Source organism: Bacteroidales bacterium, assembly GCA_035647615.1.
Lineage (GTDB): Bacteria > Bacteroidota > Bacteroidia > Bacteroidales > 4484-276 > SABY01.
Window position 1 is genome coordinate 264,301 of sequence record DASRND010000036.1, and the last position, 20,964, is coordinate 285,264.

The 20,964-nt window shown below is 44.6% G+C and carries 7 protein-coding genes; all 7 read right to left on the minus strand.

Going from position 1 to position 20,964, the window contains the following annotated elements; genetic code table 11:
• Window positions 1-125: 125 nt before the first annotated feature.
• The 7 genes from VFC92_13230 to thrS all read right to left on the minus strand — a co-directional run bounded on the left by VFC92_13230 (window position 126) and on the right by thrS (window position 20,655).
• The gene (locus tag VFC92_13230) at window positions 126-6,035 is read right to left on the minus strand and encodes a T9SS type A sorting domain-containing protein (GenBank protein ID HZK09144.1); all 5,910 of its coding nucleotides are present in this window, start codon (window positions 6,033-6,035) and stop codon (window positions 126-128) included.
• Window positions 6,036-6,147: 112 nt separating this feature from the next.
• Window positions 6,148-8,475 (minus strand): T9SS type A sorting domain-containing protein, encoded by a 2,328-nt coding sequence (locus VFC92_13235; protein HZK09145.1) that lies wholly within the window; start codon window positions 8,473-8,475, stop codon window positions 6,148-6,150.
• A 133-nt stretch (window positions 8,476-8,608) separates the two neighbouring features.
• Window positions 8,609-16,783: a T9SS type A sorting domain-containing protein gene (locus tag VFC92_13240; protein HZK09146.1), complete on the minus strand. Its 8,175-nt coding sequence runs from the start codon at window positions 16,781-16,783 to the stop codon at window positions 8,609-8,611.
• Between the two features lie 624 nt (window positions 16,784-17,407).
• Entirely contained in the window at window positions 17,408-17,755 is a 348-nt protein-coding gene (gene rplT / locus VFC92_13245; protein HZK09147.1) for a 50S ribosomal protein L20, read from the minus strand.
• Window positions 17,756-17,834: 79 nt separating this feature from the next.
• Window positions 17,835-18,029, minus strand: a complete 195-nt coding sequence (rpmI, locus tag VFC92_13250) for a 50S ribosomal protein L35 (protein HZK09148.1) — start codon at window positions 18,027-18,029, stop codon at window positions 17,835-17,837.
• Window positions 18,030-18,080: 51 nt separating this feature from the next.
• The gene (gene infC / locus VFC92_13255; GenBank protein ID HZK09149.1) at window positions 18,081-18,599 is read right to left on the minus strand and encodes a translation initiation factor IF-3; all 519 of its coding nucleotides are present in this window, start codon (window positions 18,597-18,599) and stop codon (window positions 18,081-18,083) included.
• A gap of 112 nt (window positions 18,600-18,711) precedes the next feature.
• Window positions 18,712-20,655: a threonine--tRNA ligase gene (gene thrS / locus VFC92_13260; protein HZK09150.1), complete on the minus strand. Its 1,944-nt coding sequence runs from the start codon at window positions 20,653-20,655 to the stop codon at window positions 18,712-18,714.
• Window positions 20,656-20,964: the final 309 nt, after the last annotated feature.

Genomic DNA, 20,964 nt, shown 5'->3' on the forward strand with positions numbered 1-20,964 from the left:
TTGTGCAAAGCATCTGATTGTAATGGGCAAAATTAGAATTATTATGATAGAAAATTAACCCATAAAAACATAAAAAAAGGGGCTTCCCTTATGGAGAAGCCCCTAAATTTCACCAATTAAACCACTTACTTAATAGTAAGTCTTTTGGTAATTACATAACCTTCGTTGCTTTCGATCTGTACAAAGTACATTCCCGAAACGAGGTTTGAAGTATTGATCTGGAAATCTTCCTGTGAAGGATTATTTTCGAAGATCACCTGTCCTACATAGTTGATCACTTTAATGTTGCTGATCACAAAGTTGGTGTTGATATTCACCAGGTCGGTAGCAGGATTAGGATAGAGGTTAGCGGTAAGTTCAGTGCTCAGGTCGTTGATAGCGGTAACACCGGCTTTCAGGCCTTCGACAGCAGAAATACCATCTTTTGCAAATACATTCTGGTTGGGCAAGTTAGCTGCGAAAGTTGCTTCAGCAGAAATTTCAACGCCGTTGCGCCAGATTTTGAAGGTAATCATGTCGCCTTCTACAAAGCCTTCTACAGCTTCGGTAGCAGGGTTGTCGCCAAATGCTCTCAGCACCAGGTTATCTATCAGACTGGTAACTTCTACCATACCGGCCATCTGGCCATATTCGTTGAAAGCACCGATAACGTCACCAATTTGCAGTCCTGACAAAGCAGCAGCAGTAATTGCGATGTTGTGCTGTGTAGCGGTGAGAACCATGTCATTCCAGCTTGTAAGGTTTGCAGGAACATTGGTGTATCCGGCTACCGCTGTTAAAACGATAGGAACATCGAAATTAGCAACACCAGGAGCAGTCATTACAACATTATAAGCACTTCCCGGAATCAGGTTTTGCAGAGTGTAAATATTAAAAGCTGGCCAGTAAATACCTGAATAATCCATACTGTAAACGGCATAGAGTGAAGCACCCAATGGCCCGAATACATCAGCAGCACTTACTGCAGTGCGTGAGTAAATGGGCATATATGAACCACCCATAGGCAAGTTAACGGTATTGTCAGTGCGCGCGTAACCTGCAACTTCGATAGAAGAGGGATATCCGCCATACAGAGCAACTTTTGCTCCATTGCTTTCATTAAAATCAAACGATGTATTGAGCGGTGTCCAGATTTTCGAGGGGTTCTTCATCTCAACATAGTATAGATCGTCCATTACATCAGCAAAGATGTTGGACATATCGGGATTTATCAGTTCGAGATAGGTTGACATACCGTTTACAGGACCATAGAAGTTGATAACCTGAGTTTCAGGGGTAATGGCAGCAATGGTAACAGTAACTTCTACTGACGTAACATCACCGCAATCGCCAGAAACAATCACATAATAAGTTCCGGCATCTGCACCCAGTGCACTTGCAACGGTGTAGGCAGCATCAGTAGCATCTGGAATAATAGCACCATTAAAATACCACTGATATCCGGTTGCGTTTACTGCTTCTACGATAAGCTCGAATGGCTGTCCGATTTGAACTTCAACATCCACAGGCTGTGTAGTAATAGTTGGGAGCGGAAGAACTTCAATCCCGAACGTGCAGAATGCTGAGCAGCCAAACTCATTGGTAACGGTGAGTGTAAATTCATATTCTCCGGCTGTTATAGGATTAAATCCTGCAACAACAGCACCATCTTCGTTGGTGTAAACACCACCTTCTATTTCGTCAAAGACAATCATTTCGATGCCTTCGCAAACAGGAGCAAAAACAGGGCATTCAACAACTGGCAACGGATTAACAAGAATACTACCCATTGCTGAATTGCTACAGCCGTTATCGTCGGTGTAAGTATACATCAGGTCGTAAAGGCCAGCTACTGCGGGGTTAAAGGTCAATGCTTCAACATCGTCTACAAAGTAGGTTCCACCTACGGGCATACCGCCATAAAGATCGAATTCTTCTTCACCTTCGCAAACAGGTGCATAAGCTGCCAGCGTAACTTCGGGCAGTGGGTTGAATGTAATGGTCATGCAATCAGTAACGGCGTTGCAGCCAGAGAGACCCTCAGCCATTACACATAGCTCTACTGAACCAGCCGCATAGTCAAGTGGGCTAGGAGTATAGGTAGGATTCAAGATATTTTCTTCGCTAAATGAACCAAGTCCGTCTGGAGTGAACCATTGGTAACTAGTACAAAATTCGCTAGAGGCATTGAGTTCAATTGGTTCGCCATCAGCACATACTTCCATATCCTCTCCGGCATTAACAACAGGAGGATTCGGGCAAGGATTCTCGCCAATAGTCAGCACCATTGTATCTGTATCGGGGCAATCGCCATCGCCGAAGAGAGAGAGCGTAACCTGTTTAGCAGCAATATCATTCGAGCCCGGGGTATAGGTAGGATCGATAATAGTAGTATCATCAAAAGTACCGTCACCGTCTGTGCTCCAAAGGAGTGCTATGGCATAAGATGCTGTAGCATCAGAAATGGTGTATGTTTCGCCTTCTTCGATGAATGCATCAGCACCGGCATAAACTACAGCAGATTGAAGAACAGTGATTTCGAACGTGCAGAAACCTTCGCATCCGTTCTCAGTAACCGTGAGTGTAAATTCATAAACACCGACATCTTCGGGATTAAATCCTATAACGATGTCACCGGCTTCGTTGGTGTAAACGCCACCTTCTACTACTGCAAAATCAATCATTTCGCTACCAGAACAAACATCTTCAAATTCCGGGCATTCAACAACGGGCAATGGATTAACGACAATATTGAAATCGCATGTACCAACACAACCATTTGCACCGGTAACGGTGAGGGTAAAGACGAATGTTCCGTCATCTATAGGATTGAATCCGATAACGGGATCACCGGCTGCATTGGTGTAAACGCCACCTTCGACTGCTTCAAAAGCAATCATTTCGCTACCAGCACAAACAGGCTCGATAACCGGGCATTCCACAATTGGAAGGGCATTAACAAGGATCGTACCCACAGCAGAGTTACTACAGCCGTTTTCGCCGGTGTAAGTGTACATCAGTTCGTATAGGCCAGCTACTGCGGGGTTAAAAGTTAATGCTTCAACACCATCTACAAAGTAAGTTCCACCTACGGGCATACCGCCATAAAGATCGAATGCTTCTTCGCCTTCGCAAACCGGAGCATAAGCTGCCAAAGTAACTTCGGGCAGTTCGTTAACCAGGATCGTACCCGTTGCGAAATTGCTACAGCCATTATCGTCGGTGTAGGTGTACTTCACTACGTATTCACCAGCTACTGCCGGATCAAACACTAATGTTTCAACGCCATCAACGTAATAAATACCACCTTCTGGTAAACCACCATAAAGAGCAAATTCTTCAATGCCTGCGCAAACCGGTGCGTAAGCTGCCAGTGTAACTTCGGGCAACTCGTTAAATGTAATAATCATGGTGTCTTGAACTGCTGTATCGCAGCCAGGAAGACCGTTAACAAGTAGGATTACTTCTACAGAGCCCAGTAAATAATCCATTTCGCCAGGAGTATAGATAGGATTCAGGATGTATTCATCGCTAAATACACCAGATGCCATTACAGTAGTCCATGTAACACTAGAGTAATATTCGGCAGAACCATTAAGCTGAACTGCTTCACCATCTTGACAAACTTCCATATCCGGGCCGGCATTAGCAACAGGTGGATTCGGGCAAGGATTCTCGCCAATAGTCAAAACCATGCTATCTGTATCGGGGCAAACGCCACCGCCTTGGAGCGTAAGGGTAACTTGACCAGCAGCAATATCACTCGATCCCGGCGTATAGGTAGTATTGGCGATTGTAACGTCATCAAATGTACCATCACCATTGGTGGACCAAAGGATTATTGTAGTGTTAAGAACGGTAGCATCAGCAATGGTGTATGTTTCGCCTTCTTCGATGGTTGCATCAGCACCGGCATAAACTACAGCAGATTGCAGAACAACAATGTCGAAATCACAGAATGCGGAGCAATTGTTTCCATCAATAACTGTGAGGGTAAAGACGAAAGTTCCGGCTTCAATAGGATCGAATTCGGTTACTTCCACACCTTCAATATCGGTGTAAACGCCACCCGGTACTGCTGCGAAATCAATCACATCGCTACCAGAACAAACAGCATCAAACTCCGGACATGTTACAACGGGAAGTGCGAACACTTCAAATGAAAGGCTTGCGGTAGAATCGGCGCATGGAGGCGTAGCTTCACCAAATACGGTAATGGTAACAACACCTACATAATCTGTATCCAGAGTGAAAATAACTCCTGTGAAAGTTCCGGCTGCAACCGGATCGACTGACCAGGTAACTGTGGCAGCATTGAGAACTTCAACACCACTAAAGTCATATGATAACTCTGTACCAGCGCAAAGATCTGCATGCTCAGTGGGGAAGTTGTTGATAACAACGTCCTGGCAGCCTCCAATAGGAGTTGCACAAAGTCCATTGGAATGGCATGACTCATCACCACCTTCCAGATTTTGGGTTACGGTGTAGCAATATTCAGTTCCATTAGTCAAACCTTCTACCAGATAGGTATTTCCTTCAACATTAGATGTTAACAATGATCCATCCTGATAAATATTGAATGTAGGCACGTAAGCTTGTTCCGTCGTAAATAATAATGTAACAACACTATATTCATCATTTTGAACGGGGAAAAATGGCTCCATCCATGCATCGCCTGGGTCAATAAACGAAATCTCAAATTCTGATGCTTCTATTTGATTTGCTACCGACCAAACCTTTATCGAAATTGGATGACCTGGCACATAACCAGGATTGCCATCACCTAAGGTTTTAAATGTAGGTAATTCCTCACTATAAGTTCCAGGTGCAGGTACACCTGTCAAAATCCGAACACCAACAATTTTATCACCATCCAAAACAGCAATCTCATCTCCTGCCTGCAAAGAAACTCCATTTAGAGTTGCAAAGTCAATATAAAGTGACCAAGTATTGTCCATTACATCCCCACCTGGCCATACAAAATGACCATCACGACTCATAGTTTCTGGTTGTTTTCCCATAGAAGGCAAATTGTCAAGAGCTGGATAAACCAAAATATCCGGAGCATTCATTCGCACGGAATATCCTTGTCCAGGAGAAAGATTCCCAATACTATTGATCCAATTATTCGCGATCTTCCGAAGTGACAAACCTGTCGAATTCTTAACGATGCTTAAATTTGGTAAAATATTATTGAATGCGGTTAGAGCATTCATTGGACTGTTATGTAAATACGCAACTAATTTTGTCCCACTTACTGGGATGGGGGTATCGTAAGGCACTTGGTCTCCGCATATTTCAAGTAAAGCCGGAGAATTCATCCTAACAGAATACCCTTCCGTTACAACCCAATTCCCGATGCCATTGACCCAGTTATTAGCGATTTTTCGAAGTGACAAACCTGCAGAGTTTTTTGCAATGCTTAAATTACCGAGAACTCCCTGCATAACATTTTTAAAATTAAGATCATCCGGTTGAATGTAGGATGATATTAATCTGGTGCCTGTAACCAGGTTGATATCCTGGCAAACCACCGGTGGCGTTGCAGCAGAGAATTTAGTTACTTCACCTAAGGCACCGTTCGTCCAGGAATATTCCGGAGTTGAGAGAACCTCTACCTCGGTGGTCGTAGCAGTGCGATAAAATTTCCAGTGTACCGTTTCGCCCTCATAAAAACCATTTTTGATAGGGGCTACGAGCGTGTCATTGCCAAAGGCCACGACGGTGATATTGGCGGTTCCGGTCCATTGGTAGGCACCACCACACTCCAACACGCCGTCGTTCATGTAGAAAGCTCCCACCCAGTCACCGGCAGAAAGAGCATTCAAACCACCGTTGTAAGCTACCGTAGTGGGAATCACGTAAACGGCCGAATTGGGATGGTTGGTAAAGTTCCAGGGCGATCCCGGAAGCTGAGCACTGCCTACAAACGGCAATAGCATAAAGAGTATGAGCCATACTCTTGATTTGTAAACTTTTAATAACATGTAATCCTCCTTTTTTAATGATTTGTATTCGCTTAGGTTTGTAAATTTTCCGATAAGTGCAAACAAATGTATGACTATTATTCAAAATCATACACTGTTTTTAACGTTTTTTAATTAAGGTCACGTCACTACTGACTTTGTAGCGACAATAGTAACTATTTTTCTGAAGTAAAACGCTTCATTCCTGTTTTTTTATCAACATTTTTTTATTAAAAATATAATTACCCTGGCTCACCTTTAGAAAGTAAACTCCGGTTTTTTGCTTTCGCAGATCGATGATTAGCGAATTGGCGCTGATAGATTTTATCGCCAGCCCATCTGCACGCAAAACCAGTTGCCCCAACGCATCAAAAACTTCTACAACAAAAGATGGTTTGGATGAAGCATCATCGGGCAAAGAGAGATAAAACAATCCGTCGGACGGATTTGGGAAAATCGTAAAACGTGATGGATCGAACCAATCTCTGATTCCGACGGTAGTGTCGATGCTAAGGATCATTTCATCCACCGCATTTACAACACAAGGTGTAAGCGGAAAAGCAGTAAGACTCAGCACAGCTCCTGCGTTGCCAATATCTGCTATGCCGGGAGTGTACACAGCATCGAGATTTTCGAAGTTGTCGAAGATGCCATCGCCGGAACTACTCCAGATAGTAAGCGAATAATTCGAGGCGGAACCATCGAGCTGGTGGGTATCCGCTTTCTCTATGGTGGCGTCCATGCCGGCGTCGGCTGTTGGAGTATAAACAATGCTTAGCAGCATATCGTCAGATACCGATAAGGTGCATGGAAATTCCGGCTGGGCGGTGAGCGTAATAGTTGCCTGACCGGCAACAATATCGTTATTTCCGGGATGATAAAGTGTATTTAAGCTTCCGGCATCATCGAAGGTGCCGTCGCCGGTGGTGCTCCACAATACTTCATCGAAATTGCTTACGCTGCCCGAAAGCTGCAGGGTGGAATTTTCACAAATAACGGCATCGCCACCTGCCGCAACCACAGGAGTATTTTGAATATTGAGCAGAAGATCATCCTGGAGAGCAGTGGTACAAGGCGCTACCGGCTGACAAACCAATGATAACGTGACGGAGCCACTGCTGACGTCCTGGGCACCAGGGAAATATTGTGTTTGTATATTTGTAGGGTCATCAAAAGAACCATCGCCGGCAGTGAGCCATTCGACGGAGGACTGGTATTGAGCATTTCCGCTAAGGAGCGCCGTTTCCGTTTCGCAGATGAGCAGGTTTTGGCCGGCATCGACAACGGGCAATGGCGCCAGGGTTAATTCCAATGCATCCTGCGCCGCGCCGGTGCAGGGAGCGATGGCATTTACTGAAATTGTTAATGTGGCTCCACCGGCGCTGATATCCGCCGGGCCGGGGTTGTAAATAGTTTGCGGCTGCGATGGTGCCTGGAAAGTTCCGTCGCCGCTGGTGCTCCACAAAGAGGTAACGCCATTGAGAATGGTAGCCAAAATATTTACGTTTTGATCTTCGCATCTGGTCACATCCATGCCAGCATCTACTACGGGCATACTAACCACCGAAACCATCAGCGAGGAGATTGCAGACCCGGTGCATGGAGCGGTTGCCTGCACAGTGAGCGTAAGCTGCGCGCTGCCTCCGGCAATATCCTGCACGCCCGGAAAGTACATTGCATCAAGCGCGGACGCATTGTTAAAGGTACCATCGCCGGATGTCGACCACAAATGTGACGAACCATTCGATTGCTGGCCATTTAGCTGTACAGAAGCATTTTCGCAAATAGTAATGTTGCTGCCTGCATTGGCTATAGGCGCCGGCGCTACTTCGACATTTAATGAGGTCGTAAGATTATCCGATCCATCGGTAACGATAACCAAATACTCTGTATCCACCTCAGGAAAAGCAACGGGATTGGGCAGGGTGGAAGAAAACCCCGGCGGCACCGAAGTCCATAAAAAGGTATGGCTTCCCGATCCGCCGCTTGGCTCCACGAGGAGCTGCACCTGACTGCCGGCACAAATCTCTTCTGGGTCGGCCTGGGCAGCAATAAAAAACCCATTGGCATATAACGAATCTACTCCCGAAAGACCATTGGCCACAAAATGATCGCATGGAACCATGTTGGGGTTGGGGTTGCATATCGCTACTGCATCGTATTCACGCTGCACCGACCATGAGTAAATTTTATAATTAACTAATTCATTGTTAGCAAATCCATCTTTCTCCGGCGAAAAGGGATCATCACCAAAGGCAATAATCCCCGTGTTCTGATTTCCCAGCCATGGCGTAGCGCCTCCGCAGGCAAACTCGCCCTGGTCGTCGAGATAAAAAACTCCGATGTAATCGCCGGGATTGAGCAGCACACCATTGATATTAGGTTGGGCCGAAACCGGAACGGCAATGATGAAGGTAGAGAGTGACGAATTGTATTCCCATCCCGGTGGCAAACCCTGGGCAATTACGAGCTGGTTTACTGCGAGGAGGAGAAGGAAAAGGAACTTAAAAAAGTGTATTTTTTTCATTGCAGTCAGCATTTTAATATTTGAAATTGTAAAAGTACAACTTCCGGATATGCTTTTGGCGAATGTAACAAATTTTTACAAAAAAAAAGGCCAACCGGATGGCTGGCCTTTTCTTAATTATTCAATTTAATGATTATTGGACTGCAATGGGTTTTGTAATAACATTACCCTGAGTAGTTTCGATGCGTACGAAGTACATTCCTTTGACAAACGTGGAAACGTTGATCTGGAAATCATTGCCTTCAACAACCTGTGAGAATACGGTCTGACCAACATAGTTGACCAGTGTAACGCTTCTCATGTCGTAATCAGAAGCAATGTTGATTACTTCATTGGCAGGGTTCGGATAAACGTTAATGCTGCGATCAACAACCAATTCGTCTAGTGTGGTGAGTGTCATGGTCATATCAACCACTCTGGACACACCATAAGTTTCAAATTTGTTGTTGTAGCTCGGATAGTTAGCATCGTACATGAAGGTTACATCAAATGTTTCGCCTGTTGAAGAACGATACAGTTTGAACATCATGTTCTCGCCATCTAGGTAACCGTCAATAACATCAGTCATAGGATCGTCGCCCATAGCAAGGAGCTTTATTATTGCTTCCCTTGTGTTGATTGTGGTAGCACCAACGCATTCGTCGTTCTGGTCGAAGGCACCCAATACGTCGTCAGCCTGCATTTTGCCAATCACTTCGTCAGCAAACAGTATAAAGTGCGGCTGTGAAGTATTAACAGCGATATTCCAGGGAGCACCATTGTCGGTAGCAGCCGGAGGAACAACAGCATTAGCAACTATAGATGCATTGAAGTCGAAGTCCGGGAATGTCACGGAGTAGTTAGCACCAGGTTTGTTCACCAACAGGTAAGCATTGCCTGGCTTGATAAACTGCAGCGGACTAGCAAATGGTTCAGCAGGAATCCAAAGAGCAGCTTCGTCCCAGCTATAGATAAGCAGGATTTCGTCAGAAACCTTTAACACCGGATCAAAGTGACCTACAAACAGATCGGTAATTAAAACCGGATAGTTGGTAAGACATGGTACATAACTAAATGAGCCGGAGACAGCAAAGTTGTGAGCTACGGTGTCGTAAGGTACATCACCATAAATTGGCAGACATCCTTCAGCTTTGAATTTGGCTTTGTAACCAATGGGCTGCCACAGACCTAACTGATTGATAGGTGGTACAGGCACCGGCCAGTAGTGTTTACCAGCGGTGTTGACCATAATTACCAGACTCTGTGAGCCGGGAACAACAACAACAGGCTGCATCACATCAGGTACAGAGGTAGTTGATTTATCAACATACGATGAAATACCTCTCCAAGTAGTTCCTGCAGGAATGTTGATGATTTGTTGCGGGATAAGGATGGTAATGCTTGCCTCAGCAACAACGCCACAGTTATCATCGCCGTGGGCAGTAAGTGTGAGTGTTACAGAACCATTCCATTTGTCAACCATAGATCCAATGTTGTATTGGGTAAGGGCTGAAGTAGCATCGGTAAAGAAACCATCTCCTGAAGTTTCCCAAAGTACACTTGATGCGTTGGCCACGATGGGTTCCAGATCAATGGGGAGCCATTGTTCAAGATCAAAGTCATAGTCAGCGCAGGTAAGTTCCATTTCTGGAGCAAGTTCAATGGTCGGATCGGCAACGATGGTCAAGGTCATCGACATAGAAACCGCTTCACATATACCTGTTGGCTGAGCTGTCAGTGTAAGAATAACCTCGTCACCATCAGCAGCACCCAGGTAGTAGATAGGATTGAGAATCGTGGCATCGCTAAAAGTACCGTTACCATCGGTAGTCCAAAGTATTGAGCTTTGGTGAGCAACTTCAACACCTGTGAATTGATATTCACCATCGCCTTCGCAAATGGAAGCATTCACCAGCCCAGTAATTTGAGGGCTTAATTCGAAGGTAATGATGATGGAATCAGTAACAGTGCCCTGACATGGGTATTGTTGATCTGCTGTCAGATACAAGGTAATTGTTTCTTGACTAATGTCCAGTTCACTTACATTATAGGCTGTTTCCAGACTGTTCTCGTCATCGAAGAATCCTGCACCGTTAGTGGTCCACAAAATAGTGGTTGCATAGAGAGCTTCACCTTCAACATCGATTGTTTCCTCAGTTTCGCAAACGGTTTGGTCTTCACCGGCATTAACTATAGGCAATCCCTGAATAGTGAGTACCATTACATCTGTGACTTCACCAGTGCATGGTAAAATTGCAATACCGGTAAGCGTAAGATTCACTGCTCCAATTTCACCAACACCAGGAGTATAGGTAGCGTTGAGTTGAGTAGCATCGTCAAATGTTCCTGTACCGCCACTCCATAATACTGAACTTACATATTCAGACGAACCATTGAGCTGGTAATCATTACCTTGACAAATAGCAGCATCAGCACCTGCGTCTACAACAGGACCTTGCTGAATTGTTACATAAACAGTATCCGATACTGGCATCTCACAAGGCGCGATAGCCTGTGCTGTAAGCACAAACATTATCTCACCAAATTCACCTTCAGCAGATGTGTAGGTGGTATTGAGCATTGTAGCATCGTCGAAAGTACCCTGACCAGCAACAGTCCACAGCAGTGAGCTGTAGCGCTCAGCAGTAGCGTCAGCAAAAGTATAGGCTTCTTCGCAAATGGTAGCATCAGCACCAGCATATACAGCAGGACCTAGATTAATAGTAAGGTTCAAGCATTCGGTAGCTGCAACTGTGCAAGGATCAATTGGCTGAGCAGTCAGGCAAAGTTCAACAGAACCTGCAAGAATATCCTCAGCGCCTGGTGTGTATTCTACATCTTCTACATCAATAAAGTTGAATTCACCATCACCGTCAGTTGTCCATAACAGACTGCTGTAATTTGATGCAACAGCAACGATTGACAGCACATCGGATTCGCAAATAGTAGCATCTTCCATTGGTTCAACAACAGGAGAAAGCTGGATGGTAAGGGTCATACAGGCTGAATCAGCGTAGAGACATGGCTCAACTGAGAAAGCTTTGATACAAAGTACAACACTTCCTTCCTCGATGTCGGATGCACTTGGCGTGTAAGTAGCCGTAAGCAGAGTAGCATCATCAAATAAACCGGTACCGGTAGTTGTCCACAATACGCTGCTGTAATTTTCAACAACAGGGTTAGCGGTATAGGTGTCGGTTTCGCAAATTGTTGCATCCTCAACACCAGAAACTACACTGGCACCAAGCTGAATGGTAAGGTTCACAGTGCTGAAAGCAGACTCTGTGCAAGGAGGTTCGATAGCTAAAGCTTCAAGCTGAAGAGTTACAGTTGTGCCGTATTCGGTTACATCAGGAGTATAGGTAGGATTAAGAGCGGTAGGATCGTCGAAAGTACCCAATCCGCCTGTCCATTCCAGCGAGCTGTAGTTGGCAGCAGTAGCATCAGCAAAAGTATAAGTCGAACCTTCACAGATGTTTGCATCATCACCGGCAAAAACTTCAGGGCCAAGCTGAATAGTAAGGGTGAAGCATTCGGTAGCTGCAACTGTGCAAGGATCAATTGGCTGAGCAGTCAGGCAAATCTCAACACTTCCTTCAAGGATATCTTCTGCACTTGGAGTGTAGCATGCCTCATCAAATGTTCCGGTGCCTGCGCTTGTCCACTCCAATGAGGAGTAATTTTCAGCAGTAGCTTCGAAACAATATGGAGCTGCTGTTTCACAAACCGTCATGTCTTCCATCGGTTCAATAACAGGTGAAAGCTGAATGGTAAGGGTCATACAGTCAGTAGCAGTGATTTGACAAGGTTCAACCGAGTAAACTTCGATACAAAGCTCAACACTTCCTTCAAGAATATCGGCTTCACTCGGCATGTATGTAGTTATAGGTGAAGTAGCATCTCCAAATGAGCCTGTCCCTTCAGTAGTCCACAATACGCCACTATAATTAGCAACTTCAGGAGCGGTGGTAAATACATCAGTTTCGCAAATTGTTGCATCGGGTCCTGCATTAGCAGTCGGGGGTGGCAGAATCGTAAGATTCATGCAATCTTTGTATTCACCCAGGCATGCAGAGTTGTCGAAAGCCCAGAGGCACAATTCAACACTACCTGCAAGAATATCAGCTTCACTTGGTGTGTAAGTAGCATTCAGCAGATTAATGTCGTCAAATTCACCGGTTCCGTTAGTTGTCCATTCGACACCACCCGTAGCGTTTTCGACCCAAGCATCCAGCAACGTGTAAGTCTCGCCTGCACAGATAATGTCGTCATCACCAGCATTAGCCTCAGGCTGCTGAATAATGGTAAGTTTCATAATATCAACAGCGGGATACGTACATGGGCTCATTGGGAAAGCAACCATAATCAGTTCAACATATCCTAATTCGATATCTTCAGGACCAGGAGTGTAAATCGGGTCTTCGATAAGCTGGTTGTTCCAGGTACCGTCGCCTTCACCCATGAATGCGAAATCCCAGAATACACCGTCAGAATATTGGCTTGAACCATCCATCTGAGCTGTTTCACCTTCGCAAATCGACTGATCGGGACCAGCATTTGCAATCGGGAAGTACTGGATGTCCAGTGTCATGCAATCAATATCAGCAATAGTACAAGGATCTATCGGTTCGGCTGTGAGGCAAAGCTCTACTGAGCCATTTTCAATGTCGGTATCACCAATGGTATAGACAGCATTGAGCAAGGTAGCATCGTCAAAAGCACCGTCACCTACTGTTGTCCATAATTGGCCACTTGCATTGTCAACAACGCCAGCCAATTGATATTGTCCGCTAGTCCATGGAGGCAGACAGAGATGTTCGCAAACAACACCGTCGGGGCCAGCATTAGCAATCGGGTTCAACTGAATTCCAACCCAAACATCGGCAGTAAAATCTTCACAAGTTGAGCAGCCGATACCTGTTACGTGCAATTCAACAAAACCAGCTTCAAGGTCTTCCTCACCAGGTGTGTATTTAGTGTATTGAATAGTGGCATCATCAAATTCACCATCACCGTCGGTAGTCCATAAAATACCACATGCATTTTCGAGGAGATACTCTTCGGGGGTGTAGAATGAATCTTCACAAATCATGGCTTCTCCACCAATTTCAATATTTACAGGAGCCTGGAAGCACAAGATCAAGCTGTCCATAGCACCATCACCTAAACAAGGAGGATTGATCGGTGCTACGAGAATGTAAAGTTTGACACATCCTGTGACATAATCCAGCGGACTCGGATAGTAAATTGGCTCGAGAATGTTTTCATTATTAAATTGTCCAACACCGTTGGTAGTAAACCATTGGATTGCAGCATAGTTATCTCCTACTACCAAGCCAGTAAAGTCGTAAAACTGTTCGTAACAAATAGTGTCACGCTCAGGAATAATATTTACAGTCGGCAGCAACTGAATATTGATCAGAATATCTGCAGAGGCAGATGCAAGGCAAGGCTCTACAGCTTCGGCGGTGAGGGTAATAATTACAGCTCCGTTGGCAATATCGCCAGAACCGGGAGTGTAAGTGGCATATAGGAAAGTGTCATCATCAAATGTACCATCACCAGAGGTAGTCCAAAGCAGACCGGAGTAATTTGTAATGGAGGCAATAGAAGTGTAGGTGGCATCTTCACAAATAGTAACTTCATCATCACCAATTTCAATAACAGGAAGAGGCTGAATGGTGAGAGCCATGGTGTCCATAGCGGGTACCGAGCAGGGATCGCAGGGAGCACCTATTAATATAAGGTGTACTGTTCCGCTGACGAAATCCTGGAATGAAGGCTGATAAGTTGGATTTACGATTGTTTCATCACTAAATGTTCCGGAACCATCAAAGGTAACCCATTGCAGGCCACAAGTGTGCTCTTCAAAAGCATCATCGAGATACACGAGCTCACCTTCACAAACGGTCTGGTCAGGTCCTGCGTAAACCACAGGAGCTTTTTCGAAACAAACCACGACTTTGTCGAGTTCGTACAATTCGCAAGGCTCAAGCGGATATCCAATTAGTACCAGGGTAACGCAATCTTCAATATCATTAGGGCCAGGATAGTAAGTGGTAGTCAGATCCTGCGGGCAGCAGAAGAAACCGTCGCCGGTAGTAGCCCACATATGATCGGATACACAATCTACTATGCCGGTTAGCTCCGGGTTTTCAGTTTCACAAACGAGCATATCTGGACCTGCGTCAACGTAGGGTGCGCACAATATGGTGAGTTGCATCGAACCTTCGCCAAAACCGGTGCAAGGATCAATAGCTCCAGCGGTGAGGGTAAGGGTGATTTCAGTATCGGAATCAGCCGGAACAGCCACGTAAGTAGCGTTGAGCATCGTAGAATCCTCAAAATGACCTTCACCGGTATGTGTCCACATGTATGGACCATCTGAATTTGTAACAGTAGGACTGGTAGTATAAGTTTCGTTGGAACATATGGTGTCATCCTTTTCGAAAACAACTACGGGCATCAATGCAAAGCAAAGCAACATCATATCTTCGTCAGAACCTATACAAGGATCAATGGCCTCAGCAGCAACCCATAATTCGGTGCATTCACCTGTTTCAGCAAAATTCAAAATATCAAGTGGGCTGGGATAATAAATGGGTTCCAAAACGTTTTCGTCGGAGTAATTACCTAAACCATTGGTAGTGTACCATTGGAGTGATTCGTAATTGGCACCTTCAACCAGATCGGTAAAGTCCATAAAATCACCTTCACAAATTGTGTAGGTCTCTGGAATAATGTTGATGCTTGGTGCAGCCTGAACCGTAAGAGTCGTGCTTGAGCTAACCGGACCACAAGTCACATCGGTTTCAGCGGTAACGGTAAAGTTGATAACACCACCCAACAGATCATCACCACCATAGAAATAGGTTGGATGTTCCACGGTAGCATCAGCAAAGTAGCCACCACCATCAGTTGTCCAAAGGATAGTATTATTAATAGCGTACATTACCGGACCCAGAGATGGATTGTCGTCAAATTCGACACTTGCTCCATCGAAGGTAAAGCTTGTTACAGCAGGATCAATGCAGAAGCCATAAGGATCACCTGCATCAACAACCGGAGGACGTACATAATAAAGGTTTGCAATACCATCAGCATCACCAATAGCAGGAGGGAGCGCGGTAAGAGTCAATAAAAGTTGGTTAGGTTCACCATTTACATCGAAAGAACCAACATCAGGTACACCGGAAAAAAAGACAGGTTCCAGTACATTCTCATTAGGTTCAAAATAACCACCTGCTGAGTTGATAGCTGTCCATTGAATTACGTCGGGATCATAATTTGTAGCAGTTATTAAGCCATCAAAATCAAACGGGTCAGCTACTCCATCATGAACACATGTAAATATAATTTCGGGCATATCCAGTGTAACCATTTCAACAAATGTAATGGTTGCATCATCTGATACAGCTCCACATGCCAGCGAAACGCCACTTAAGGTTAATGTAACACTTCCGCTGTTAATATCAGCAAGGCTGGGGGTGTAGGTAGCATTGAGTAAATTGACATTATCGAAAGTACCGGTTCCATTGGTGACCCAGCTATATCCGATCACATCAGGAGAAGCCGTAGCCAAATTCAGTACGATAGGATCGGGATCTTCACCGCCATTATAGTTACCAGCAAAAACGCCACTAAAAGTGACGGTTATTTCCGATTCAGCCTCATATGGGCTGTCTGTAGCTGAAGCCTTAACGATAAAAGTAGTAGTTTCGGTTACGGGCCAAACCAACTCCTGGGTATAGCCAATCGGGGTAGTTCCAATGAACCATTCCCAGATAAGATCTTTAACCGGCTGTGTATAGGTATCCGCAAAGAGCGTAACATCACCGGGACCGTCGCATAACAAAATGGGATAGGCATGAGCCTGAACACCAAATGTGTTTTCGAAGCTTTCAAGTACTGAAGCTCCTTCGTTCCATACATTACCACCTAATTCGAAGATAGGGATAACGATACGTTCTACACTGGCATCAGTGTCGTACCAGCGCCAGTAAAAAGGTTCTCCGTCAGAGAAACCCGGAAGAGGGGGGGTGATTAGCGGGAATTCCCCGTAGGCAGCAAAGTTGTTGTCTGCCCCTGCGCCTATCTCCACATATCCACCACAAACCAGCCCATCACCGTGATCGTAAAAGACGCCAATGAAATCGCCATCTTGTACACTGTAAACTTCGAGGGATAGATTTAGTCCATCGGGGATAATGATAACATGAGTTAACGGAGTTTCCGTTACCTCCCATCCTGCAGGTTGTGTCATAGCCAGAAAAGGCAGCAGCAGCAACGAGGCAAGTAGAAATTTTAATTTGTAAACTTTTAAATACATGTAATCCTCCTTTTTTAAGGTTTAATGAAGAAAATTGAATTGATTATTAAATTCTATAATAATTAAAATGATACTAAATTCACGAAACAAATATACTATAAAACGCAGACTACACATGCAGCCACCTTTTTTTTATCCGTTTTAAATAATCTTAACAAAAAAGCAAAGGTAGACATTAAACAGTAATTCAAGTTGAGTTTTGGACGACAAACATAATCAAAAGCGCACCAAGCGCAGTTACTTTAAGGTTTTTTAATATTTTGTACCTAACACCGCCCGCTAAAAAAAAGCTTCTGATTAAATAGTTGTACGAATTTTAAGGTGACCTTTGTGCAATTTATCTTTCCCCAACTACCTTTTCATTCCCACATCTTATCAAATTGCAACGAACCAAAAATAGCATAATTTAAAAAAAAGAAAAATTCTAATAAGAACGCTTTTAAAGCTAATAATAGCAGGAATGGACAAACACCATTACCCATCGACTCATCCGGGTTTATAGACGCTCTGACGAAGTCGTTTTTCTGCCATTGGAACGAAAAATCTGCATTTGGGCTACAGGCAAACAAAAAAGCAGACTGCAAAAACAGTCTGCTTTTTTATTGTCGTTAATAATATTTCGATTTAATCTTTCACGGCATCCACCACAGCTTTGAAGGCGTCGGGATGGTTCATGGCCAGGTCGGCCAGAACTTTGCGGTTGAGCGTGATCTGATTTTTATTCAATCGGTCCATGAATACCGAGTACGACATTCCATGCTGCCGCACGCCGGCATTGATACGCTGAATCCAGAGTGCTCTGAAATTCCTTTTTTTCTTGCGGCGGTCTCTGTAAGAATATTGAGCGCCTTTTTCGTAGGCGTTCTTAGCTACGGTCCACACATTTTTGCGGCGCCCAAATTGTCCTTTAACTCTTTTGAGGATCTTTTTGCGGCGAGCCCGCGATGCTACTGCATTTACTGATCTTGGCATTTGTTTTACTGTTTTATTACGTTAGCGCCCCGCTCCCCGGGAACTTTTCCGCTAAGCGCAAGTGAATAATTAATAATTGCTACTTCGAAAGCATACTTTTTACATTCTTTACGTCGGCGCTGTCAACCATGGCGAAGTAACCCAGGTTACGTTTGCGCTTTTTCGACTTCTTGGTCAAAATGTGACTTTTGTATGCATGTCTGCGTTTAATCTTTCCAGTACCAGTAAAGGTGAACCTTTTTTTGGCACTGGACTTCGTTTTCATCTTCGGCATTACTAAAAGTGTTTTTTAAAATGAATAAATGAGAATTCTAATTATAGTCTATTATTTCTTGGGTGCAATAATCATAATCATGCGCTTGCCTTCGAGCTTGGGCATCCTTTCTACCTTACCCACCTCTTCGAGTTCCTGAGCAAATTTCAACAGAATGATTTCTCCTTTGTCTTTATAAACAATGGTGCGTCCTTTAAAAAAGACATCTACTTTTACTTTTGCTCCTTCTTCGAGGAATTTCCTGGCATGATTCAGCTTAAAATTAAAGTCGTGTTCGTCGGTATTGGGTCCCAGGCGAATTTCTTTCACTACCACCCTTACCGTTTTGGCTTTAATTTCTTTTTGTTTTTTCTTTTGATCGTACAGGAATTTCTTGTAATCAATCACCCGGCAAACCGGTGGAGTGGCCGTAGGGGAAATCTCCACAAGATCGAGCCCCAGCTTTTCGGCAATTTCCAATGCATCTTTAATATTATAAATGTCCTGTTCTACATTATCACCAACCACCCGCACGACGGGTGCTTTTATGAGCAGATTGATCTTGTGTGGATTTTCGACTTGCCTGCGCACAGGCCTTCTTCCCGAAAATCGCTTTTTAAATGGTGTCGCTATAACCTATTCTCCTATTTTTAATTTATAATTTGTCGGATAAATGAACATGCATGAGTTTCCTTATCCGACATTAATTTTTATTTGAAACTAATTTTTCGACTTCATCACGAATTAATTCTGCAAAACCATCCACTGAGAATGCACCCATGTCGCCTTCGCCCTGCTTTCTTACCGATACGGTTCCGTCCGTTTCTTCTTTTTCGCCCACGATGAGCATAAAAGGAATTCGCTGCATTTCGGCATCCCTGATTTTCTTTCCGGTTTTCTCGCTGCGGGTGTCTATCTCGACGCGGACATCAGAATAATGCAGCAAAGATAAAACTTTTTCTGCGTACGCCTGGTATTTTTCGCTGATAGGCAATATGATAGCCTGAACCGGAGCCAGCCAAAGTGGAAACTTACCGGCACAGTGCTCGATGAGTACGGCCACAAAACGCTCCATTGAACCAAAAGGCGCACGATGGATCATCACTGGACGATGTTTCTCGTTGTCGCTGCCAATGTACTCAAGCTCGAAACGATCGGGCAAGTTATAATCCACCTGAATGGTGCCCAGTTGCCAGCTTCGCCCCAAAGCATCTTTTACCATAAAATCCATCTTGGGACCATAAAAAGCAGCTTCGCCATAGGCTACCACTGTTTCCAGTCCTGTCTCCTCTGCAACTTCCAGGATAGCTTTCTCGGCTTTTTCCCAATTCTCGTCGGTGCCAATATATTTTTCTCTGTTTTCGGGGTCGCGCAGTGAAATCTGAGTTACAAAATTATCAAAGTCGAGGGCCTTGAAGATTTTCATCACAATTGCCATCACGGCTTTAAACTCATCTTTCACCTGGTCGGGAGTGCAGAAAATATGGGCGTCGTCCTGGGTAAACCCACGCACGCGGGTAAGACCGTGCAGCTCGCCGCTTTGCTCGTAGCGATAAACGGTTCCAAACTCGGCGTAGCGAATTGGCAGGTCTTTGTATGAATGGGGTTTATATTTATAAATCTCGCAGTGATGTGGACAATTCATTGGTTTCAGAAAAAACTCCTCGCCTTCTACCGGCGTAGTGATGGGGCGAAATGACTCCTGGCCATATTTCTGAAAATGCCCGGAGGTTTTGTAAAGCTCCACGTTTCCGATGTGCGGGGTAATCACAGGCTGGTAGCCGGCTTCTTTCTGAACTTTTTTCAGAAACGTTTCCAAACGTTCGCGCAACTCGGCACCCTTGGGCAGCCAAAGCGGCAATCCCAACCCTACTTTTTGTGAAAAAGTAAATATCTCGAGTTCTTTGCCTAATCGGCGATGATCGCGTTTTTTGGCTTCTTCAAGCAGATGCAGATAATCTTCGAGCTCTTTGTTTTTGGGAAAAGTAATTCCGTAAATACGTGTGAGCTGCTTGCGCTTTTCGTCGCCACGCCAGTAAGCACCGGCTATGCTGGTAAGTTTAATAGCTTTAATCTGGCTGGTGTCGGGAACATGAGGGCCGCGACAGAGATCAACAAAGCCGCCTGACTCGTAAAAAGTAATTGTGCCGTCTTCCAGTTCATTTATCAGCTCCAGTTTATATTCGTCACCTTTTTTATTAAAATAATCAAGGGCTTCCTGTTTGGAAACTTCGCGCCGGCTGAAGGTTTGTTTTTGCTTTGCCAGCTCTTTCATCCTGGCTTCGATGCGCGGAAGGTCAGCGTCGGTAATTACATGGTCGCCGGTATCGACATCATAATAAAAGCCATTTTCGATATCAGGACCGATGCCAAATTTAGCACCCGGATAAAGCGCTTCGATAGCCTCAGCCATCAGGTGTGCCGACGAATGCCACATGGTGGATTTACCTTCTTTATCGTTCCATGTGAGCAGTTGCACATGGGCGTCGTGGTCGATGGGGCGGGTGGCATCCCACACCTCTCCGTCGACTTTGGCTGAAAGCACATTGCGGGCAAGTCCTTCACTGATGCTTGATGCTATTTCCAGTCCGGTAACTCCCGCTTCATACTTCCTGATACTATTATCCGGTAACGTTATCTTAATCATACAAATAATTCGGTTTTTCTAAAATTGGCGGCAAAGTTAATCATTTGAAATTACGTAGAAATATTGTTTTCCGAAAATATCTTAATTGTCAATTATGGTAAAGGGAAAACAGTCCGCAGTTCAAAGTCTGCAGTCGGCAGGGATGAGTAGGTAGGAGGTAGAAGGTAGAACGGAAAAGGCATCGTGAAACTCAATTTTTTACTCAGCGTAACTCTGTGCAACTTTTTTTTTAAAACAACGAACAATAAACAAGGAACAACACCTGCCCTGAGCGTCGGTTGGTGAGCGTAGCCAAACCAAGTCGAAGGG